Origin of the sequence: Sphingomonas faeni, assembly GCF_040407495.1 — a bacterium.
Classification (GTDB): Bacteria; Pseudomonadota; Alphaproteobacteria; order Sphingomonadales; family Sphingomonadaceae; genus Sphingomonas; species Sphingomonas faeni_D.
On sequence record NZ_JAPZPP010000002.1, the window covers coordinates 282480 to 304029 of the forward strand.

Annotated in this window: 22 protein-coding genes and 1 tRNA gene; 17 read left to right on the forward strand and 6 right to left on the reverse strand. The window is 66.3% G+C overall.

From position 1 onward, the window contains the following. Nucleotides 1-46 precede the first annotated feature (46 nt). Complete coding sequence (locus O6W96_RS06170) at nucleotides 47-1198, forward strand: glycosyltransferase family 4 protein (protein ID WP_353469369.1); 1152 nt, start codon at nucleotides 47-49, stop codon at nucleotides 1196-1198. An 86-nt stretch (nucleotides 1199-1284) separates the two neighbouring features. Here the strand turns inward: O6W96_RS06170 and O6W96_RS06175 are convergent, their stop codons facing one another. Continuing rightward, nucleotides 1285-1578, reverse strand: coding sequence for a DUF2218 domain-containing protein (locus tag O6W96_RS06175; protein WP_353468764.1), 294 nt, complete (start codon nucleotides 1576-1578; stop codon nucleotides 1285-1287). Next, entirely contained in the window at nucleotides 1575-2165 is a 591-nt protein-coding gene (locus tag O6W96_RS06180) for a PadR family transcriptional regulator (protein ID WP_353468765.1), read from the reverse strand. The genes O6W96_RS06175 and O6W96_RS06180 overlap by 4 nt, the downstream gene beginning before the upstream one ends. A 304-nt stretch (nucleotides 2166-2469) precedes the next feature. On the opposite strand from O6W96_RS06180, the gene O6W96_RS06185 reads away from it, so the two are divergent. The 6 genes from O6W96_RS06185 (at nucleotide 2470) to glpD (ending at nucleotide 8679) form a co-directional block, all read left to right on the forward strand. Further along, the gene (locus O6W96_RS06185; protein WP_353468766.1) at nucleotides 2470-3789 is read left to right on the forward strand and encodes a replication-associated recombination protein A; all 1320 of its coding nucleotides are present in this window, start codon (nucleotides 2470-2472) and stop codon (nucleotides 3787-3789) included. Then, a complete protein-coding gene (locus O6W96_RS06190; protein ID WP_353468767.1) occupies nucleotides 3782-4654 on the forward strand; it encodes a hypothetical protein in 873 nt (290 codons plus the stop codon). The genes O6W96_RS06185 and O6W96_RS06190 overlap by 8 nt, the downstream gene beginning before the upstream one ends. Before the next feature lie 32 nt (nucleotides 4655-4686). Next, nucleotides 4687-4762 (forward strand) — tRNA-Thr (locus O6W96_RS06195). A 115-nt stretch (nucleotides 4763-4877) separates the two neighbouring features. Further along, entirely contained in the window at nucleotides 4878-5687 is an 810-nt protein-coding gene (locus O6W96_RS06200; RefSeq protein ID WP_353468768.1) for an MIP/aquaporin family protein, read from the forward strand. A gap of 17 nt (nucleotides 5688-5704) precedes the next feature. After that, nucleotides 5705-7192: a glycerol kinase GlpK gene (gene glpK, locus O6W96_RS06205; RefSeq protein ID WP_353468770.1), complete on the forward strand. Its 1488-nt coding sequence runs from the start codon at nucleotides 5705-5707 to the stop codon at nucleotides 7190-7192. Beyond that, complete coding sequence (gene glpD, locus O6W96_RS06210) at nucleotides 7189-8679, forward strand: glycerol-3-phosphate dehydrogenase (RefSeq protein ID WP_353468771.1); 1491 nt, start codon at nucleotides 7189-7191, stop codon at nucleotides 8677-8679. Before glpK ends, glpD begins: the two co-directional genes overlap by 4 nt. Nucleotides 8680-8712: 33 nt before the next feature. Here glpD and O6W96_RS06215 read toward each other — a convergent pair whose 3' ends face one another. Genes O6W96_RS06215 through O6W96_RS06225 form a run of 3 tightly spaced genes read right to left on the reverse strand, consistent with a single transcriptional unit; the run spans nucleotide 8713 to nucleotide 9850 of the window. Then, nucleotides 8713-9075, reverse strand: coding sequence for a thiol-disulfide oxidoreductase DCC family protein (locus tag O6W96_RS06215; protein WP_353468772.1), 363 nt, complete (start codon nucleotides 9073-9075; stop codon nucleotides 8713-8715). Further along, nucleotides 9072-9608, reverse strand: coding sequence for a TspO/MBR family protein (locus tag O6W96_RS06220; RefSeq protein WP_353468773.1), 537 nt, complete (start codon nucleotides 9606-9608; stop codon nucleotides 9072-9074). The genes O6W96_RS06215 and O6W96_RS06220 overlap by 4 nt, the downstream gene beginning before the upstream one ends. Further along, nucleotides 9605-9850, reverse strand: coding sequence for a glutaredoxin domain-containing protein (locus O6W96_RS06225; RefSeq protein ID WP_353468774.1), 246 nt, complete (start codon nucleotides 9848-9850; stop codon nucleotides 9605-9607). The genes O6W96_RS06220 and O6W96_RS06225 overlap by 4 nt, the downstream gene beginning before the upstream one ends. A 202-nt stretch (nucleotides 9851-10052) precedes the next feature. Here O6W96_RS06225 and O6W96_RS06230 point away from each other — a divergent pair, with 202 nt between their 5' ends. From O6W96_RS06230 to O6W96_RS06275, 10 genes are all read left to right on the forward strand, one after another. Beyond that, nucleotides 10053-10760 carry an endonuclease/exonuclease/phosphatase family protein gene (locus tag O6W96_RS06230; RefSeq protein ID WP_353468775.1) on the forward strand — a complete coding sequence of 236 codons (708 nt, stop codon included), beginning with the start codon at nucleotides 10053-10055 and terminating at the stop codon, nucleotides 10758-10760. Nucleotides 10761-10784: 24 nt separating this feature from the next. Next, nucleotides 10785-13073: a patatin-like protein gene (locus O6W96_RS06235; RefSeq protein ID WP_353468776.1), complete on the forward strand. Its 2289-nt coding sequence runs from the start codon at nucleotides 10785-10787 to the stop codon at nucleotides 13071-13073. 105 nt (nucleotides 13074-13178) lie between these two features. Continuing rightward, a complete protein-coding gene (locus O6W96_RS06240; protein WP_353468777.1) occupies nucleotides 13179-13565 on the forward strand; it encodes a hypothetical protein in 387 nt (128 codons plus the stop codon). Next, nucleotides 13562-14236, forward strand: a complete 675-nt coding sequence (gene pyrF, locus O6W96_RS06245; protein ID WP_353468778.1) for an orotidine-5'-phosphate decarboxylase — start codon at nucleotides 13562-13564, stop codon at nucleotides 14234-14236. Before O6W96_RS06240 ends, pyrF begins: the two co-directional genes overlap by 4 nt. A 118-nt stretch (nucleotides 14237-14354) precedes the next feature. After that, nucleotides 14355-14990, forward strand: coding sequence for a phosphoribosylanthranilate isomerase (locus O6W96_RS06250; protein ID WP_353468779.1), 636 nt, complete (start codon nucleotides 14355-14357; stop codon nucleotides 14988-14990). Between the two features lie 159 nt (nucleotides 14991-15149). Continuing rightward, nucleotides 15150-16391: a tryptophan synthase subunit beta gene (gene trpB, locus O6W96_RS06255; RefSeq protein WP_353468780.1), complete on the forward strand. Its 1242-nt coding sequence runs from the start codon at nucleotides 15150-15152 to the stop codon at nucleotides 16389-16391. A gap of 160 nt (nucleotides 16392-16551) precedes the next feature. Next, on the forward strand, nucleotides 16552-17364 hold the full coding sequence (trpA, locus tag O6W96_RS06260; RefSeq protein WP_353468781.1) for a tryptophan synthase subunit alpha: 813 nt from the start codon (nucleotides 16552-16554) through the stop codon (nucleotides 17362-17364). Beyond that, nucleotides 17361-18212 (forward strand): acetyl-CoA carboxylase, carboxyltransferase subunit beta, encoded by an 852-nt coding sequence (gene accD / locus O6W96_RS06265; protein ID WP_056486848.1) that lies wholly within the window; start codon nucleotides 17361-17363, stop codon nucleotides 18210-18212. Before trpA ends, accD begins: the two co-directional genes overlap by 4 nt. A gap of 118 nt (nucleotides 18213-18330) precedes the next feature. After that, on the forward strand, nucleotides 18331-19650 hold the full coding sequence (locus tag O6W96_RS06270; protein ID WP_353468782.1) for a bifunctional folylpolyglutamate synthase/dihydrofolate synthase: 1320 nt from the start codon (nucleotides 18331-18333) through the stop codon (nucleotides 19648-19650). A 68-nt stretch (nucleotides 19651-19718) separates the two neighbouring features. Continuing rightward, nucleotides 19719-20195 (forward strand): DUF6628 family protein, encoded by a 477-nt coding sequence (locus O6W96_RS06275; protein WP_353468783.1) that lies wholly within the window; start codon nucleotides 19719-19721, stop codon nucleotides 20193-20195. A gap of 7 nt (nucleotides 20196-20202) precedes the next feature. On the opposite strand, the gene O6W96_RS06280 is transcribed toward O6W96_RS06275, so the two are convergent. Next, a complete protein-coding gene (locus tag O6W96_RS06280; protein WP_353468784.1) occupies nucleotides 20203-21534 on the reverse strand; it encodes an AmpG family muropeptide MFS transporter in 1332 nt (443 codons plus the stop codon). Nucleotides 21535-21550 lie beyond the last annotated feature (16 nt).

The window sequence follows — 21550 nt, forward strand, 5'->3', positions numbered from 1 at the left end:
GCGGATTTAGTGGCGCTTGGCCGCGCACGGCGTTATCCGCGCGACGATGCACGCCACCGACCTGCGCATCGCCCTGTTCAGCGGCAACTATAATTACGTACGCGATGGCGCAAACCAGGCGCTCAATCTGCTCGTCGGCCATCTCCTGTCGAAAGGCGTGATCGTGCGCGTCTATTCGCCGACCAACGCCAAGCCGGCCTTCCCGCCGACCGGCGATCTGGTCGCGGTGCCGTCGCTGCCGTTACCGGCCGGGCGTGGCGAATATAAGATGGCGCGGGGACTGCCTGCGGCGATCCGTCGCGACCTCGATGCGTTTGCGCCGAACGTCATCCACGTGTCGGCCCCAGATTTTCTGGGCCACCGCGCGATCAGCTATGGTCGGCGCAACGGCATCGCCACGGTCGCCTCGCTGCACACGCGGTTCGAGACGTATTTCCGCTATTACAAGATGGCGTTCTTCGAGCCGATCATGGTGAAGATCCTGACGCGCTTCTACAACCGCGTCGACGAAGTGCTGGTGCCGGGGCGCGGCATGGCGGAAATCGTCCGCGACTGGGGCGTAACGACGCCGACCGCGATCTGGTCGCGCGGGGTCAATCACGATCGTTTTGCGCCGACGCGTCGCGACCTGGAGTGGCGGCGCGCGCGCGGGATTGCCGACGGCGAGGTCGCGGTCGGGTTCCTTGGGCGGCTAGTGAAGGAGAAGGGTCTCGACGTCTTCGCCGACGTGATCCGCGAGCTGGAACAGCGCGGCGTGCCTCACAAGGTGCTGGTAATCGGCGAAGGCCCCGCACGCGACTGGTTTGCCGAGCGCGTGCCGGGCGCGGTGTTCGCAGGGTTTCAGTCGGGCGAAGATCTGGGGCGCGCGGTTGCTTCGATGGACGTGTTCTTCAATCCGAGCGTGACCGAGACGTTCGGCAACGTGACGCTTGAGGCGATGGCGGCGGGCGTGCCGGTGGTTGCCGCGCGGGCGTCGGGCGCGGTCGGGCTGGTCGATGACGGCGTGACCGGGTTCCTCGTGCCGCCGACGGATATCGGCGGCTATGCGGATGCGATCGGGCGGATCGTGTCGGAGCCGGGGCTGCGCGAGACGATGGGCTGGGCGGGACACGACAAGGCGGCCGGGTATCTGTGGGATACGATCAACCAGACGGTGCTGGACACGTATCTCGAGGTGATGGCGCGGCGGGGGGCTTAGCCCCGCCTGCTTTCCGTCATCCTGGGCTCGATCCAGGATCCAGAGTTACGGACGCTGACGCTCGTGGCTCTGGATCCTGACTTTCGTCAGAATGACGGGGTCCAATCGAACGTCAGCGGCGCCTCGCGGAAAGCGAAGCGGTCGAGGTGGCTGGAGACCACCTCGCGCATCCGGTCGACGTCTTCGCCCTCCGGTACCGTCAGCGCGACGTCGAGTGTTTCGCTGTCCGCGCGCATCTCGAGCACGGCGCCGTTGGGAAAGGCGATGCGGCCCTCTTCTTCCGAGAAGGTGACCTCCATCTTGTGGCTCCAGTGCTTTGCAAGCTGCTGGAGATACCTGCTAGCCGAATGCGTCGGCACCCTCGCGACCGAGACGCTCATTTCAAGCGCTCGATCTTCTGCGCGGCTTCGTCGAGCAACGCCGCGACTTCGTGCAGCGTGTCCTCGTTGACGTCTTCGCGCATCAGCCGGTGCTGGAGCACCTGCCGCAGATTACCCATCGCGCGCCGGATCGGCGCACCATCGGTCCGCTCGGACTCGGCCCCGACCGCCGCCAGCCGAGCGAACAAGCCGTCCACCACGGCCGCATTCTCGGCGAGATGCGCGCGGCCCTCGTCGCTCGCCGCAAAGCGTTTCTTCGCGCCTTCCGACTGCTGCTCCTCGATCAGCCCCATCTCGTCGAGCATGCTGAGCGTCGGATAGACGACGCCCGGGCTCGGCGCATAGCCACCGCCGGTCAGACCCTCGATCTCGCGGATCAGGTCGTAGCCGTGGCGGGGCGCATCCGCGATCAGCTTCAGCATGACGAGCTTCAATTCGCCGCCATCGAACAGCCGGCGCCGACCACCAGGGCCGCCGCGGTGGCCGTAACCATGTCGACCATGACCTTCATGGCTTCCCCGACCCCGGCCTTCGCCGTCAGCCCGCAGGCCACCGGTCCAGGCTCCATATCCCATACCAAAACGCATTTGAGTGTTCTCCGATATATCTTCATCCTAAGTTGCGATATATCGCAGAATGTTTCCGGTTCAAGTGCTGCGCGGCAGATTTTTCTGTTTCCTTCCTCTGTCATTCCCGCCGAGGCGGGGACCCAGACCCTCGGACCAAGCGAGTTGCATTGCCGTCAGCCGGTATGGATCCCCGCCTTCGCGGGAATGACGATGCTTGTGACGGAAACGATGCTTGTGAGGAGGACGGTACGTCTAAGAATGACGAGCGCGCGTGGACTGCGTACGGATGGGCAAACCGGCCGGCCGCCCCTATCTTGCCGGAATGGCCGATCTCTTCGCGGGCTTCGAACCCGCCGCCCCCACCGAAACGCATCCCGAAAACGCGCCGCTCGCCGACCGCCTGCGTCCGCGCACGTTGAGCGAGGTGGTCGGACAGGATCACATCACCGGCCCCGAAGGTGCGATCGGCCGGATGGTGTCGGCAGGACGACTGTCCTCGATTATCCTGTGGGGCCCGCCCGGCACCGGCAAGACCACGATCGCGCGGCTGCTCGCCGACGCGGTCGACCTGCGGTTCGTCGCGATCTCGGCGGTGTTCTCCGGCGTCGCGGATCTCAAGAAGTCGTTCGCCGAAGCACGCGAGCACGCCAAGATCGGCAAGCGCACGCTGTTGTTCGTAGACGAGATCCACCGCTTCAATCGCGCGCAGCAGGACGGCTTCCTGCCCTATGTCGAGGACGGCACGGTGACGTTGGTCGGCGCGACCACCGAGAACCCGTCGTTCGAGCTCAACGCTGCGTTGCTCAGCCGCGCGCAGGTGCTGATCCTCGAACGACTCGGTCGTGGCGCGCTCGAACAGTTGCTCGACCGCGCCGAGACGGAGATGGAGCGCCCCCTGCCCCTGACTGCGCCCGCCAAGGATGCGCTGATCGCCAGCGCCGACGGCGATGGTCGTTTCCTGCTCAACCAAGCGGAGACATTGTTCTCGGTGAACCTCCCCGAACCGCTCGATCCCGCAGGCCTGTCGAACTTCCTGCAACGCCGCGTCGCGGTGTACGACAAGGATCGCGAGGGGCATTACAACCTCATCTCCGCGCTCCACAAATCGATCCGCGGGTCGGACCCTCAGGCCGCTCTCTATTACCTCGCGCGCATGCTAACGGCGGGTGAGGAACCGCTGTTCCTGCTCCGTCGCCTGACGCGCGCCGCAGTCGAGGATATCGGACTCGCCGACCCGCAGGCGCTGGTCCAGTGCATTGCCGCCAAGGACACCTACGACTTCCTCGGCAGCCCCGAAGGCGAACTCGCGATCGCGCAGGCCTGCGTCTATCTCGCGACGGCGCCCAAATCGAACGCCGTCTACAAGGCGCAGAAGGCGGCTTGGAAATCGGCGCGCGAGACGGGCTCGCTGATGCCGCCTGCGTCGATCCGCAACGCGCCGACCAAGCTCATGCGCGATATCGGCTACGGCAAGGGCTATGCGTACGATCACGACGCGGAGGATGCGTTTTCCGGCTCGGATTACTGGCCCGACGAGATGAGCGCGCAGACCTTCTATACGCCGACCGAACGCGGGTTCGAGAAGCGACTGTCCGAGCGGCTCGCCTATTGGGATGCCTTGCGCGCCGAGAAGAATGGCTGAACCACGCTTCACGCGGTTTGCGGCGGTCGACTGGTCCGGCGCGCAAGGGCATCGACACAAGGGTATCGCGGTCGCGGTCTGCGAGACGGGCGATGCGGCGCCGGCGCTGCTTGCCCCGCAAAGCGCTAGTGCATGGTCGCGCGACGATGTGCTCGACTGGTTGCTCGACCAGGACATACCGGCGTTGATAGGGTTGGACCTATCCCCCGCCTTTCCGTTCGTGGACGAAGGCGAGTATTTCCCCGGCGCACCCGACAGTCCGCCTGACGCCCGCGCCCTATGGAAGATGGTCGACGATGCTTCCGCCGCCGACCCGCATCTCGCCGTCTCCAGCCTGCTCACCGACCCCGAAATCCGTCGCCATTTCCGCCAGCATCGCGATTGCGGCGACCTGTTCCCCGGTGGTGCAGGCAGGATGCGCGTCTGCGAGCACGGCCAGCGCGCGATGGGGTTCTCGCCGACAAGCTGTTTCAACCTCGTCGGTGCTTCTCAGGTCGGCAAGTCGAGCCTGACGGGCATGCGCGTGCTCCACCGCCTCGAAGGCCGCGTGCCGGTCTGGCCATTCGATCCGCTTCCCCCCGAAGGCCCGGTAATCGTCGAAATCTACACCACCATCGCAGCCCGCGCCGCTGGCATCCGCAAGGGCCTTAGCAAGATGCGTGATGCCACCTCGCTCGACACGGCGCTCGCCAACCTCGGCAGCCGGCCGCACCGGCCGCTTCCCCGCTACGACGACCACGCCACCGACGCGATCCTGACCGCCGCGTGGCTCCGCGCCAACGCCGATCGCCCCGAACTCTGGCACCCGGCGGCGATGACATCGCATATCGCGCAAACCGAGGGCTGGACCTTCGGCGTATCTTGAAGCATGGGGCGATTACGCCTGACGCGCACCGGGCCGGTTTAGCTCAGTTGGTAGAGCGCCAGTTTTGTAAACTGGATGTCGCGGGTTCGATTCCTGCAACCGGCACCATTTCATTCCATTCGAAACGACGCGCATCTGTGCGTTGCGCAGGTTGCGGGACGGCGGCGGGTGCGCTTGCCATACTGGTACTCGACCAAACCGTACCGAGTGGTAGAACGTGCCAATGAGCGCACCCGCAAAAGCCTTTCTCGGCGAACTGATCTCCGAGGCCATCGCGATCTGTATCGTGATGACCTTCGGCCTCTCGGTCGCCGCGATGTACACGCTGTACGATCCGAGCCCGTACAAGACCGCCTATTGGGGCGTCTGCATTACCTGGGGCATGGCGGTGTCGATCTCGATCTACGTCACCGGCGCGGTATCGGGGACGCACGCGAATCCCGGTGTCACGCTGGCGCTCGCACTCTACCGCGGTTTTCCGTGGAAGAAGGTGCTGCCGTATTGGTGCGCGCAGCTTGTCGGTGCCTTCATCGGCGCGGCGATCGTCTATGCGCTGTATTACAACGTCATCGATCACTTCAACGCGACGCAGCACCTGACGCGGGCCGGTGGCGGTGGCGCAGGCGTGTTCTTCACCGCGCCGGGCCTGGCGGTGACGACGATGAAGGGCTTCGTCGACGAGATCATTCTGACCGCGATCCTGATGTTCGGGATCTTCGCGATCACCGACGAGTTCAACACGATGGCCCCTCAGGCGAATTTCGGGGCGATCGTGATCGGCCTGCTGGTCGCGGTGATCGGTGCGTCGATGGGCTATCTGGAAGGTTGGGCGATCAATCCTGCGCGCGATCTCGGCCCTCGCACCTTCGCCTGGCTGATGGGCTGGGACAAATCCGCCTTCCCTGGCGTCGGCAATTACTGGTGGGCGCCGATCGCCGGACCGTTGATCGGCGCGGTGATCGGCGGCGGTGCGCAGCATCTGCTGATTCGCCCCTTCCTGCCACGCGACAAGCCCGTCGCGGGCCCGCAATAATTCGAGGAGTGTAAGGCGTGACTGACACCATCATCCTGGCGATCGACCAGGGCACGACTTCGACCCGCAGCATGACGTTCGGCACCGATGGCGTCCCCCGCCAGACGGTCCGCTGCGAATTCGCCCAGCATTATCCGCAATCGGGCTGGGTCGAGCATGACCCCGAGGACATCTGGCGCGACACCGTCGCAACCTTGAAGGAGGTCGCCGAAGCCGATGGCGGCAATGTCGCGGCGATCGGCATCACCAACCAGCGCGAGACGGTGGTGGTGTGGGACCGCAAGACCGGCGAACCCGTCCACAACGCGATCGTCTGGCAGGATCGCCGCACCGCCAAGCTCTGCGCGCAACTGAAGGCGGACGGCAACGAACCACTGGTGCGCGAGCGGACCGGACTGATCCTCGATCCGTATTTTTCGGGCACCAAGCTGAAATGGATCCTCGACAATGTCGATGGCGTCCGCGCCCGGGCGGACAAGGGCGAGCTCGCGTTCGGGACGATCGACAGTTTCCTGCTCTGGCGGCTGACCGGCGGCAAGGTCCACGCGACCGACGCATCCAACGCCTCACGCACCTTGCTGTTCGACATCCACAAGGGCGCGTGGGATCCGGACATGCTGCGGATGCTCGACATCCCCGAAAGCCTGCTCCCCGAGGTCAAGAACAACAGCACGATCTTTGGCGAAACCACGGCCGACCTGCTTGGCAAGGCCGTGCCGATCGGCGGCATGGCAGGCGACCAGCAGGCGGCAGTCGTCGGCCAGGCCTGTTTTCAGCGCGGTGATGCGAAATCGACCTACGGCACCGGTTGCTTCGTCCTGCTCAACACCGGCAAGGAGGCCGTGACCAGCAAGAACGGCATGCTGACGACGATCGCCTACCAGCTCGACGGCGAGATCACCTATGCGCTCGAAGGCTCGATCTTCGTCGCGGGGGCCGCGGTGAAGTGGTTGCGCGACGGGCTGGGCCTGATCAACCAGGCATCCGATACGCACGACATGGCGACCAAGCTCGACGGTAATGACGGCGTGTACATGGTCCCGGCGTTCGTCGGCCTCGGTGCGCCGCACTGGGATCCCGACGCGCGCGCGAGCATCACCGGGCTCACTTTTGCCGCGACCGGATCGCACATCGCCCGCGCCGCGCTCGAATCGGTCTCCTACCAGACCGCCGACCTGATGAACGCCATGGTCGCCGACGGTGCACGCGACGCACGCCAGATCCGCGTCGACGGCGGCATGGCGGCGAACGACTGGTTCTGCCAGTTCCTCGCCGACATGCTCGAGACCGACGTCGTTCGCCCCGCGAACATCGAGACGACCGCGGCGGGCGCCGCCTTCCTCGCCGGCATGGCGGTAGGGATCTGGAACGGTCCCGACGACATCGCCGCCACCTGGAAGGAAGATCGCATCTTCAACCCGAAGATGAACGGCGACGAGCGAACGACGCTGATGGCTGGCTGGCAGGACGCGGTCGACCGAACCAGCTCGGGGAAGACGGCATGAGGACGACCACGACAGACGTCGACCTACTGGTGATCGGCGGCGGCGTGAACGGTACCGGCATCGCGCGCGACGCAGCCGGCCGCGGCCTGCGCGTCATGCTGGTCGAGCGCGACGACCTAGCCTCGCATACCTCGTCGTCGAGCACCAAGCTGATCCATGGTGGTCTGCGCTATCTCGAATATTACGAGTTCCGGCTGGTCCGTGAGGCACTGGCCGAACGCGAAAAGCTGATCGACGTCGCGCCGCACCTGATCAGCCCGATGCGGTTCGTGATGCCGCTCGCCGCTGGCATGCGACCTGCCTGGCTGATCCGCCTCGGGCTGTTCCTGTACGATCATATCGGCGGCCGCACCCGCCTGCCGAAATCTAAGGGCGTGCGGCTCGACAAGACCAACTGGGGCGCGGGCCTGAAACCTATCCGCCACGGGTTCGTCTATTCGGACGGCTGGGTCGACGATGCGCGACTGGTGGTGCTGAACGCGCTCGACGCCGCCGAACGTGGCGCGCAGATCCGCACGCATACCAGCTTCGAGGGCGCGCGACGGGAGAGCGATCACTGGGTCGCGACGCTCGGCGACGGCAGCACCGTTTCCGCGAAGGCGATCGCCAACACCTCGGGCCCTTGGGTGAGCAAGGTGCTCGCCGAAATGCCTCAGGCGCATGCCGAGCGCCCGCCGCGCCTCGTCAAGGGCAGCCACATCATCGTCACCAAGCTGTTCGAGGGCGAGCACGCCTATATCCTGCAGAACCCCGACAAGCGGATCATCTTCGCGATCCCCTACGAGGACGACTTCACGCTGATCGGCACCACCGACAAGCCCTATGAAGGCGACCCGTCGCACCCGACGATCGACCCCGACGAAACCGAGTATCTGTGCGACAGCGTCAACCGCTACTTCACGCGACAGATCGGTCCGGATGACGTCGTCGGCAGCTATTCGGGCGTCCGTCCGCTGTTCGACGACGGCAACGAGAACGCTTCCGAAGTCACCCGCGATTACGTGCTGCGGCTCGGCACCAGCGAAGCGCCGCAGATCCTGTCCGCGTTCGGCGGCAAGATCACGACCTATCGCCGGCTGTCGGAGCATGCACTCGAAGACCTCGCGCCGTTCCTGCCCGAGATGGCGAAACCCTGGACCGCAGGTGTGGCCTTGCCTGGAGGCGACCTTCCGAATGGCGACTTCGCAGCGTTCTTGAAGAGCGTCCGATCGCGGTGGCCGTTTCTCGACGCCGCCAACGCCGCCCGCATGGCACACGCATATGGTACGAGGATTGAGCGAGTGCTCGGCGATGCCACCAGTCTGGACGACATCGGCCACGGGCTCTCCACCCGCGAGATCGATTATCTCATCGACGAGGAGTGGGCGCAGACCGTGGAAGACATATTGTGGCGGCGGACCAAGCTCGGCCTGCACGGCGGTGCTCCGCTTCAAGCCGCCGTGGAGGCGTATCTGGCCACGCGGACAGGTCCCGTACGCGCCCGGTGATCGCGCGCCTATCGTGACCGTCCAACGAAGTATCTAAGCCGCGCGTTCCAGCTTGCGGGCGAGGAACTGAAGACGGGGACGAACACGCAGGAACCCGCGGTAGGCGCGTTCGAGTCCGGCTAACACCAGAGGGTTGCGTGCAGCTAGACCGAGCGGTCGAAGCAAGGGAATGGCACGCCACATCGCGGCGAAGGCGGCTGCGCCCGACAGCATCCGACCGTCTTCGCGGGCATGAAACCGCGCGAGCAACGCATCGCGGTCGATCGGGCACGCGCTCGCGCCGTCGCTGACGTCGACGAACTCGATCGCGCCGCGACGGTCCAGTCGGCGCATCGCTGCGATTTCCCGTCGGCATAGCGGGCATCCACCATCATGCCAGACGGTGAGGCGCGTCATGTGACGTCGTCTTCCTGTCGGTTGCGCTGCCATATCCGCTCGGCGAGGAGCGTAGCGAAACCCAGCCAGGCGACGAAGGGCACCGCCGTCGCTGCTGCCGGCCGGTCGACCTGGTCTGCTGCGACGACATACGCAGCACCGGTGACGATCATCGCGCCCGATGCCACCATGCTCGACCCGAGCGCCTTCTTGCGAAAGAAGATTTCCGTCCAGCCGCCGATCATCGCGCTGTTGAGCAACCACAGGCCGACCGCCGTGTTGCGCGGCGTGCCAGCCGGCTGGCGGAGCAGCCTGTACCCGCCGACCGCGAGCCCTGTTTCGAGCACCGGCCAAACCGCGCCGAACGCTGCATCCGGTGGCGTATAGGCGGGCTTGTCGAGTCGCTTGTACCAACGGCGGATGCCGGGATGCGACGGATCGGGCGCATTGCGACGCCCGAGCACCGCGCTCGCGCCAAGCACCGTCGTGACGATCGCCAAAGCAGCCGGGCGCGACAATCCCGCGCGGGGATTTGTAATCTTCGCGCCGGTCATGATGCAAAATACCGTTCGAGATCGTCGCTACCGCCGATCCGTTCGCCGTCGATGAAAACCTGAGGCGTGGTCTCGACGCCGTGCTCCGCCTTGAACGCGTCGACCTCTTCGCGCGACCGCAGGATCCGGTCCTCAATCTCGAAACCCTGATCCTCCAGCATCGCCTTCGCGCGAACTCCGAACGGGCAGACATGATCGGGGAGGATCATCCGGTAGAGTATCGCAGTTCTGGTGTCGGCCATATCGATCGTCCTCGCGGCGGGAAAGCTGCCCGCATGAGGCACAGCGCAGCAGCGCCCTCGACGTTCCGCCTGTGCCAGACCCGGGCAAGAACCGTGCGCGTGCAAGCTTGGGTAGACACCGCCACGTGCGCCTCCCCTTTTTCGACCCGTAGAACGACACACTGCAACTGTGTTCGCGCGGACGGCGTTATAGTCTTCACGCATGATCAAGGTCGCCAGCTACAACATCCACAAGGGCATCGGGCTCGACCGTCGCCGCAATCCCGAACGCGTGGTCGAGGTATTGCGTGAGATCGACGCGGACGTGATCGCGCTGCAGGAGGCGGATCGACGCTTCGGCGCCAAGGCCTGCGTCCTCCCGCACCACCTTCTCGACGAACATAGCGACTGGAAACCGGTCGATTTCGGCCTCCGCGCGCTCAGCATGGGCTGGCACGGCAACGTCATACTGGTCCGCAAATCGGCGCGCATCGTGGCGAGCGAACCCCTGCATCTGCCCGCGCTCGAGCCACGCGGCGCCGTGATGGCCGACATCGAACTCGCCGGTGGGACGATCCGCGTGCTCGGCATGCATCTCGATCTGTCGGGGTTGTGGCGGCGCAAGCAGGCGGCCGCGATCATGAACCATGTCGACACCTGCGCGCATCGGCATCCAACGGTGATGATGGGAGATCTCAACGAGTGGAGCGCGGGTGCCGGGTGCCTACGCGACTTCGGGCGCGACTATGCGTTTGCCGAGACGGGGGCGAGTTTCCACTCGCGGCGGGCTATCGCGCGGCTCGACCGGATCATGGTCTCGCGCGAGTTGAAAGTCGTGGAATGCGGCGTGCATGCCAGCCCGGCGGCGCGGAAAGCGTCGGATCATCTGCCGATCTGGGCTATGCTGGAACCCAGGGCGCCGGCTCCATAACCGACACCCGGACGAGGATGTAGAATGCGCGAGAAGGAACTGCGACTGGCGCTCGTCTGCTATGGCGGGATCAGCCTAGCGGTCTACATGCACGGCATCACCAAGGAGATCTGGCGGCTCGTCTGCGCCAGCCGCGCGTTCCACGACGGTGACACGCCGAAGGGCGGCAGCGAAGGCGTGTATCACGCACTGCTTCAGGAGATCGAGGACCACGCCACCATCCGTGTCCGCGTGCTCGCCGACATCATCGCGGGCGCGAGTGCAGGCGGGATCAACGGTATCTTCCTGGCGCAGGCGATCGCGACGGGTCAAAGCCTTGACCCGCTGACCGATCTCTGGATGACCTCGGCCGATGTCGAGGCGCTGATCGATACCGAGGCCGCGCCGAAATCGCGCTTTTCGAAGGCATGGGCGATGCCGCTCGCGTGGATGGCGGCGGGACGGAGCACGGACAAAGTCGAGGCGCTCGACGAGCCGACGCGCGAGGAGGTGCGGACCAAGCTGTCGCATTTCATCCGCTCGCGCTGGTTTGAGCCGCCGTTCGGGGGGAAGACCTTTACCAACCTGCTGCTCGATGCGTTCGATGCGATGGGCGCAAGCGAGCGCGGGCCGCGGCTGTTGCCGCCGGGCCAACCGCTCGACCTGTTCGTGACGGTCACCGATTTTTCAGGGCATCCCGAGCGATTGCAGCTCAATTCGCCCGCCGAGGTGGTCGAGACCGAGCACCGGCTGGTGGTGGATTTCACCGACCACGGGGGCGTGACCGACACGCTAGCACCGCGCGCCGAACTCGCGTTCGCGGCGCGCGCGACGTCGAGTTTTCCCGGCGCGTTTCCGCCGTTCACGGTCGCCGAACTCGACGGCGTGCTGAAGCAGCGGAAGATCGCGTGGCCGGAACGCAGCAGCTTCCTGACGCGTGTGCTGCCGCGGCATACCGCAGCCAATGCAGCCGAGAGCGCGGTGCTGATCGACGGATCGGTGCTCGCCAACGCGCCGTTCCGTCCGGCGCTCGATGCGCTCAAGCAACGCCCGGCGCGGCGTCAGATCGATCGGCGGTTCATCTACATCGACCCCTCGCCCGGCATCAAGCTGCGGCTCAACCGCGGCGAGGGCACGCCAGGATTCTTCCAGACGATCATCGGCGCGATCAGTGATATTCCGCGCCAGCAACCGATCCGCGACAATCTGGAAGCGATCGCCGAGCGATCGGCACGGATCGACCGGATGCGCGGGATCGTGACTGCCATTCGTCCCGAGGTCGAGGCCGATGTCGAATCGCTGTTCGGCCACACGCTGTTCCTCGATCGTCCGACGGCATCGCGGCTGATAGCGTGGCGACGACGGGCGCAGAAGGCAGCAGCCACGCGTTCGGGCTATGCCTTCGTCGCCTACGGGCATCTCAAGCGCAGCGCCGTGATCGAGGCATTGGCCGGGCTGCTGTACGAAGCCGGGCGCCATCACAGTCCGCGGCGGCTGACGCAGATCCGCGCCGCGATCGTCGCGTGGGTCGCAGCGAACGGCGCGGACCAGCTCGGATCGGGATTCGCGAACGGCGCCAGTCCGGCGTCGATCGCGTTCTTACGAACGTTCGACATCGGCTTTCGCATCCGCCGGCTGCGGCTGATGGCGCGGCGCTTGTCGGAGGTCGAGACTGCCGCCGACGAACCCGAACTGGCGCCGATGCGCGACGCGATTTACGAATCGCTGTCGCCGTATCTCGATCGGCTGCGGGGCGAGATGCATGCAGGGATGCACGATGCGGTGCGCGCGATGAAGGGCGATGCGACCGCGGTGCTAGATACGCTTGGGCAGACATTCGATCTCGAGCGCCTGGATGCGGAAAGCGACCAGCGGCTCGCCGACGCGTTCGCCGCGCTCGCCAAGCCCGCACGGCGAACGTTGCTGCTCGCCTATCTGGGCTTTCCGTATTTCGACACCGCGACGCTACCGCTGTTGCAGGGCGAAGGGCTCGACGAATTCGATCCGATCAAGGTCGACCGGATCGCGCCCGACGATGCGACCGCGATCCGGTCCGGCGGGGCGGAGGCGACCCTGAAGGGCATCCAGTTCGGAACGTTCGGCGCGTTCTTCAGCCGTGCTTACCGCGAGAACGACTATCTGTGGGGACGGCTCCACGGGTCGGAGCGGATGATCGATATCACCGTCTCCACTCTCCCCCAGACGGTACGAATGAAGCCGGGACGGGTCGCCGCGATCAAGCGCGCAGCGTTCCTCGCGATCCTCGACGAGGAGGAACCGCGGCTGACTGCGATCCTGCCGCTGATCACCCAACTCAGGACAGAGATCGGCTAAAGCCCCTCACGTTGGGTAGAAGACTGGTCAAAACGACGATGTGGCGGTAGCTCTGCGTTTCCAATCGCGTTTCGGCGTGCATGGAGGACACAAAAGGGTAGCCGCATGCAGTTCCTGAAAATCCTGTTCTGGTGCCTGCTGGCGTTCGTCGCCGCGGTCTTCACCATCAGCAACTGGAACGCCGTCCAGATCCAGCTCTGGGGCGGGCTGATCGCGGACGTGAACCTGCCGCTGCTGCTGTTCGTGACGTTCCTGATCGGGTTCGTCCCGACGATGCTCTACAATCACGCGATCCGGTGGCGGTTGCGCCAGCGGCTGTCGACCTGTGAGCGCGAGTTGCTGGAGTTGCGGACGCCGCGGCCCGAGGTGGTTGTCGCGACGCCCGTCGATCTGTCTGCAACGCCGCCGACCACGCCGCTCGTCACGCCGGCCGCATCGACCGGCGCGACGACCACCCAGCCGACCATCCTGCCGCCGGGCGCCGCGTCATGAACAACCGCATCTATGTTGCCCTCGACACGCCCGACCTGACGCGCGCCAAGGCGCTTGCGACCCGCGTCCGCCACCATGTCGGCGGGATCAAGCTCGGCCTCGAATTCTTCTGCGCGCACGGCCAGCCCGGCGTGCATGCGATGGCGGAACTCGGCCTGCCGATCTTCCTTGACCTCAAGCTGCATGACATTCCGAACACGGTGGCCAAGGCGGTGCAGGCATTGGGCGCGCTGAAGCCGGCGATCCTCACCGTGCATGCGAGCGGCGGACGGGCAATGCTGGAGGACGCGAAGGCTGCCGCGCCGCTCGGTACGAAGGTGATCGCGGTGACGATGCTGACCAGCCTCGACGCGTCCGATCTCGCCGCGACCGGGGTCATCGGCAGCGCCCACGACCAGGTTTCGCGGCTCACCGAACTCGCCTGCGAGGCGGGGGTCGACGGGATCGTGTGTTCCGGCGCGGAGGTTGCCGCGGCCAAGGCGATCTGGCCGAAGGGATTCTTCGTCGTCCCCGGCGTGCGCCTTCCCGACGGCCAGATCGGCGACCAGAAGCGCGTCGTCACCCCGCGCCAGGCGATGGACGCCGGCGCCTCGATCCTGGTGGTCGGTCGGCCGATCACGCAAGCCGAAGACCCCGATATCGCCGCTCGCGCAATTGGTGCGACGCTCTAAGCTCGCTCCGTCATCCTGACGAACGTCAGGACGCAGAGTAACGAACGCGAGCGCCATTGGCTCTGCATCCTGACTTTTGTCAGGATGCCGGGTCGTGGTGCTGATCCGAGGAACCAGCATGACCACCGCCAAGATCTGCGGCCTCTCGACCACCGCGACGCTCGACGCCGCTATCCGGCATGGGGCCAGCCATGTCGGGTTCGTGTTCTTCCCCGCCTCGCCGCGCCACGTGACGTTCGCCAAGGCCGCCGAACTTGCCGCACGCGTACCGGGGCATGTCTCGAAGGTCGGCGTGTTCGTCGACCCGGAGGACGACATGCTCGAACAGGCGGTCGGCTCGGCGGCGCTGGACGTGCTGCAACTCCACAAGGTGACACCGCCGCGGGCAGCCGCGATCCGCGCGAAGTTCGGGATCGAGACCTGGGTCGCGGTTGCGGTGCGCACCCGCGGCGATCTCGAGGCGGCACACGGGTTCGTCGGAGTCGCCGACCGGATCCTGTACGACGCGAAGACGCCGGACTCGGCGACGTTGCCGGGCGGGATGGGCTTGCGGTTCGACTGGGACCTCCTCGACAGGTTCCGGCATCCGCTGCCGTGGGCGCTGTCCGGAGGGCTCGATCCGGCGAATGTCGCGGAAGCGATCCGCCGCACCGGTGCAGAGTTGGTAGACGTGTCGTCCGGCGTCGAAAGCGAACCCGGCACCAAGGACGAAGCCAGGATCGCGGCGTTCCTGAAAGCTGTCGCCACGCGCTAGTACCACCCCGGCGAACGCCGGGGCCAAGTGGGGGAGACCTGTGACAGTCCCTGCGGCCGCCATTATGACCTTTCCAACTGGGCCCCGGCCTCCGCCGGGGTGGTAGTTAGCGGAAACGGAAGGGGTGACAGCGATTTACGAAGTGCTAAACGCCCAGTCATGAACGCTCCAACCCTCGCCCCCAACTCCTACCGCGCCCAACCCGACGAGCGCGGCCATTTCGGCGACTTCGGCGGCCGCTATGTCGCCGAGACGCTGATGCCGCTCGTCCTCGAACTCGACGAGGCGTACCGTGCCGCCAAGGCCGACCCCGCCTTCAAGGCGCAGTTCGACGACCTGCTCGAACATTATGTCGGCCGCCCGAGCCCGCTTTATTACGCTGAGCGCCTGACGGAAGCTTTGCGCGAGTCCGCCCCCGAGGGCATGGGTGCACAGGTCTGGTTCAAGCGCGACGAACTGAACCACACCGGCGCGCACAAGATCAACAACTGCATCGGCCAGATCCTGCTCGCGATGCGGATGGGCAAGACGCGGATCATCGCCGAGACCGGCGCGGGCCAGCACGGCGTCGCCACCGCCACGGTCTGCGCGCGCTTCGGCCTGCCGTGCGTGATCTACATGGGCGCCAAGGACGTCGAGCGGCAGGCGCCCAACGTGTTCCGGATGAAGCTGCTCGGCGCCGAAGTTCGCCCGGTGACCAGCGGTGCGCACACGCTGAAGGACGCGATGAACGAGGGCATGCGCGACTGGGTCGCCAACGTTCACGACACCTTCTACATCATCGGCACCGCCGCCGGCCCGCATCCGTATCCCGAAATGGTCCGCGATTTCCAGAGCGTGATCGGCACCGAAGCACGCGCGCAGATGTTGTCGCGGATCGGCCGCCTGCCCGACCTGCTGGTCGCGGCGATCGGTGGCGGTTCGAACGCGATCGGGCTGTTCCATCCGTTCCTCGACGATGCCGACGTGCAGATGCTCGGCGTCGAGGCGGCGGGCCATGGGCTGGACAAGCAGCACGCGGCGAGCCTCGCGGGCGGATTCCCCGGCGTGCTCCACGGCAACAAGACCTATCTGTTGCAGGACGAGGACGGCCAGATCACCGAGGCGCATTCGATCTCGGCCGGGCTCGACTATCCGGGCATCGGCCCCGAGCACGCTTGGCTGCGCGACATTGGCCGCGTCCAGTATGACAGCGCAACCGACACCGAAGCGCTTGATGCGTTCCAGTTGCTGTGCCGGACCGAAGGCATCATCCCCGCCCTCGAACCATCGCACGCGATCGCCACCGTGACGAAGAAGGCCCGCGAAATGCGGCAGGACCAGATCATTTTGGCGAACCTGTGCGGTCGTGGCGACAAGGACATCTTCACCGTCGCCGAAGCGCTCGGGGTGTCGATATGATCGCCGCATCCTTCCCCCCTCCCGCAAGCGGGAGGGGGCGGGGGTGGGCTCGCGCTAACACCGACCACACCGCTGGTTCGAGTCCCACTCTCGCCAACCGCAACGCTAGCGGAGGCCGGGCGCCCACCCCCAGCCCCTCCCGCTTGCGGGAGGGGGGCAAGTGAGCCGCCTCGCCGCCACCTTCGCGCGCACCGCCGCCGCCGGCCGCGCCGCGCTCGTCGCGTTCGTTACTGCGGGCGATCCGACCACCGAGGCGACCGGCCCGATCCTAGACGCACTCGTCGCGGGCGGCGCGGACGCGATCGAGCTCGGCATGCCGTTCACCGATCCGATGGCCGACGGTCCCGCGATCCAGGCCGCCAACATCCGCAGCCTCGCGCAAGGTACGCGCACCGCGGATATCCTCGCGACCGCTACCGCGTTCCGCGCGCGGCATCCGGACGTGCCGCTCGTCCTGATGGGCTATGGCAACCCGATGCTCCGGCGCGGCGCGGACTGGTTCGCGCAGGCCGCAGCCAACGCTGGCGTCGACGGCGTGATCTGCGTCGACGTGCCGCCCGAGGAAGACGATGCGCTCGGCCCTCAGTTGCGCGCCGCCGGCATCGACCTGATCCGCCTCGCCACGCCCACCACCGACGCCGCGCGGCTGCCGACCGTGCTCGATGGCGCCAGCGGGTTCCTCTATTACGTCTCGGTCGCCGGCATCACCGGGCTCCAACAGGCGCAGCAATCCTCGATCGAGGACGCCGTCGCTCGCCTCAAGGCCCAGACCGATATCCCGATCGCGGTCGGCTTCGGCATCCGCACCCCCGAGCAGGCTGCCAATGTCGCGCGGGTTGCGGACGGCGTCGTCGTCGGCTCGGCGATCGTCGAACTCGTCGCGCAGCACGGTGCCGCTGCGGCCGAGCCGGTCCGCGCCTATATCAAGTCTCTCGCTGATGCCGTCGCGAGCGCAAGGAAAGTAACCGCATGAGCTGGCTCAACAGCGTCCGCAACGTCCTGCCCTTCGTTGCGAAGCGCGAGACGCCCGAGAATCTCTGGCACAAGTGCAAGGGCTGCGGGCAGATGGTCTTCACCAAGGAGCTCGAGGACAATCTGTACGTCTGCCCGAAATGCGATCACCACGACCGCATCGGGCCGAAGATCCGCTTTGCGCAGCTGTTCGACGAGGGCAGCTGCAGCGAACTCCCTGCACCGAAAGTGCCCGAGGATCCGCTCAAGTTCCGCGACCAGAAGCGCTACACCGATCGCCTCAAGGCGGCACGCACCGACAACAGCGAGCAGGACGCGCTGATCAACGCACGCGGCGCGATCGACGGCCACCGCGTCGTCGTCGGCGTGCAGGACTTCGGCTTCATGGGCGGCTCGATGGGCCTGGCCGTCGGCGAGGCGTTCGTGCGCGGCGTCGAGGCGGCGATCGAGGACCGCGTCCCCTACGTGATCTTCACCGCGAGCGGCGGCGCGCGCATGCAGGAGGGCATCCTCAGCCTGATGCAGATGCCGCGCAGCACGGTCGCGATCCAGATGCTGCATGATGCCGGGCTGCCGTACATCGTCGTGCTGACCGACCCGACGTCGGGCGGCGTGATGGCGGCGTATGCTATGCTCGGCGACGTGCAGATCGCGGAGCCCAAGGCGACGCTGGCGTTCACCGGCCGCCGCGTGATCGAGAGCACGATCCGCGAGAAGCTGCCCGAGGATTTCCAGACGTCGGAATATTATCTCGAGCACGGGATGATCGACATGGTCGTGCACCGGAAGGACCTGCGCGAGCAGCTCGGTACGGTGATCGGGTATCTCAGCGCGCGCGAGGCCGCGTAACGCACTCCCTCTCCCCTCCGGGGAGAGAGTCGGGGTGAGGGGCAGCCCAGCAGCGCCGCGCCCCGGTACAGCCCCTCACCCCAGCCCTCTCCCCGGAGGGGAGAGGGAGCCCAGAAGAATGCCCGACCACGCCGTTTCCTCCTCGCCCGCAGTTCAGGCGCAGCTCGACCGGCTGACCGCGCTGTCGCCCGGCGCGGATATCCTCGGCCTCGAGCGCATCACCGCGCTTCTGAGCCGCCTTGGCGACCCCCACCTTAAGCTCCCCCCGGTGCTCCACGTCGCCGGCACCAACGGGAAGGGTTCGACCTGCGCGTTCCTTCGCGCCGCGATCGAGGCTGCCGGGCACAGCGTCCACGTCTATTCCTCGCCCCACCTCGTCCGCTTCAACGAACGCATCCGCCTCGCGGGCAAGCTGATCGAAGACGACCTGCTGGCCACCTTGCTGTCGGAAGTGCTCGACCACGCTGCCGACCTCCAGGCGAGCTTCTTCGAAGTCACCACCGCCGCCGCCTTCCTCGCCTTCGCGCGCACGCCCGCCGCCGCGACGATCGTAGAGGTGGGCCTCGGCGGCAGGCTCGATGCGACCAACGTCATCTCCAACCCGGTCGTCACCGGCATCGCCGCGCTCGGCATCGATCACCAGTCGTTCCTCGGCGACACGCTGCTGGAGATCGCTGGCGAAAAGGCAGGCATCGCCAAGCTTGGCGTGCCACTCGTCACGATGGACTATTCCAAGGCCCTCCGCGCGAAGATCGCCGCGGTCGCTAATTCCGCCGGCGCACCGGTGTTCGCCCGCGGCACCGCCTGGAGCAGCGAAACCGCGGGATCGACCGTCCGCTACGAGGACACCGGCTTTTCGGTCGTCACCAACCGCCCCCGCCTCGTCGGCGCACACCAGTCTCGCAACCTTGCGCTCGCGATTGCGATGCTCCGTCACCAGGGCGCGCTGCACATCCCCGAGGCGGCGATGCGCGCCGCCGCCGACTGGGCGCACTGGCCCGCGCGGATGCAGCGATTGTCGGATGGCCCGCTGCTCGCGCGATTGCCCGAGGGCAGCGAATTGTGGCTCGACGGCGCACATAATCCCAACGCCGCGCAACCGGTCGCGCGCGCGCTGAGGACGCTCGCCAAGGGCCGCCCGGTTACGTTGATCCTGGGCATGCTCGCGAACAAGGATGCGGACGCGGTGGTTCGCATCCTGTCGCCATCGATCGGCCACGTCATCGCGATCCCCGTCCCCGGCCACGCCCATCACGCGCCCGAGGCACTTGCGACGCTCGCCCGATCGTTCGGAAAGACCGCCGGAACAGCCGCCACGCCCAGTGAAGCGCTAGGCTCGATCGACGCACAAACCGACCAGCCGCAACTCGTGCTGATCGCCGGTTCGCTCTACCTCGCCGGTGAAGTGCTCGCCGCAAACGACCAACCGCCGGACTGAGTTCTTATTGCTATTGACTATCAATAACCAACGGGCGACTTTGTGGGCACCACCACGGAGTCGCGTGAATGACCGATACCCGCCCCAATTCGACGACCAACTCGACGGCCGCGTCGACACAGACCATCGCCAGCGCGACTTCGCTGCTGCCCCATGCGCTACCGCCTTGTGAAAACGCGCGAATCGCCTTGTTCGCGATGCGGCGGATGGGCGCGCACGGCCTCGCCGACGCCCGCGCTTCGCACACGCTGTTCACTGCGTTCGGGCAAGGCTTCCGTCGCCCGCTGGTGCTGCTGAGGGCACTGATGGCGGACTTGGCCGGCACGTCGGCGGGTACGATCGCGATCGCCCCGTGCTGCTGCGCGCGGATGACGCCGGCGGAATCGGCGATGCTGTCGGTGCTCGCGCGCGTCGAAACTGCGCCCGAGATCGCACGCTATCTTATGGCCGACCTGCTCGGCGTCCGTCGCATCGACGGCGTCCTCGCCAGCGCCGCCGCGGTCGCAGCGGCGTTTGCCGACGAGGGACGCCCGATCACGGTGTAGCGGTGGGCTAGACCGGATCGCCGGCGCGGGCGTCGCCTTCACCCTCGACGCCCGCGCTGCCGATCGAACGGTCGATCATCCCCGACCGGCTCATCCACCAGAACAGGACGATGCCCGGCAGCGCGAGGGCGGTCGTCAGTAGATAGAAATCGACATAGCCGAACGCCTCGATCAGCGCGCCGGCGGTGGTGCCGGTGACGATCCGTCCGACGATGCTTGCCGCCGCCGAGATCAGCGCGAACTGCGCTGCGGTGAAGCGCAGATCGCACAACGCCGAGAAGTACGCGATCACGACGACGCCGCCAAAACCGCTTGACGCGTTCTCGAAGCCGATCGCTGCCGCCATGCCGAAGTTCGAGTGCCCGGCCGCCGCCAGCGCCGCGAACGACAGGTTCGAGACGCCCATCAGCACCAGCGACAGCAGCACCGATCGCTTCATCCCCATCCGCGCGTACAGGATGCCACCGATGAAGATGCCCACCAGATAGGCGATGAAACCGATCCCGACATCGTAGAACGCGATCTCGTCGCCGGTGAAACCAAGGTCATCGAACAGCAGCCGCAGCGTCAGATTGGCGAGCGTGTCGCCGACCTTGAAAATCAGGATGAAGGCGAGGACGATGAACGCCCCTTCGCGCGAGAAGAACTGGACGAACGGCCCCCAGATCGCGCGAAAGCCCTCCGCAAGACCGCGGCGTTCGATGGGCGGACGGCGGCGTTCGGGCTCGCCCAGCGCCAAGCCCGCCAATACCGCGGGCAATGCAAAGACGACGCACGCCAGATAGGCCGCGTTCCAGCCGGCGCGTTCGGCGACCACCAGCGCCAACGCCCCCGAACCCGCCGATCCGATCCGCCAGCCATATTGGCTCATGCCCGACCCGACGCCCAACTGGCGCGGTTCGAGCGTCTCGATCCGGAATGCGTCGATCACGACGTCGAAGGTTGCCCCAGCCGCGCCGACCAGGATCGCCGCGGTTGCTGTCGCTGCAATGCTCGCGGCAGGGTCGACCAAGGCGAGATTGATCACCGCCGCGACGACAAGCGCGGCGGTCACGATCAGCCACGAAACACGTTGGCCCAGCCTCCCGATGATCGGCAGCCGAACGCCGTCGACCACCCACGCCCACAGGAACTTCAGGTTGTAGACGAGGAAAGCGAGACTGAACGCCGTCACCGTCTTCTTGTCGATACCGCTGGCTGCCAGCCGCGTCGTCAGCGTCGCGCCGATCATCGCATACGGAAAGCCCGAGGATATGCCGAGCGCCAATGCTGCCAGTGGCGCCTTCTCCGCATATGGCCGGAAGCCGTCGCTCCAGCGCTTGCCTACGGTTCCGTTCATCGCACTTACGCTCCCA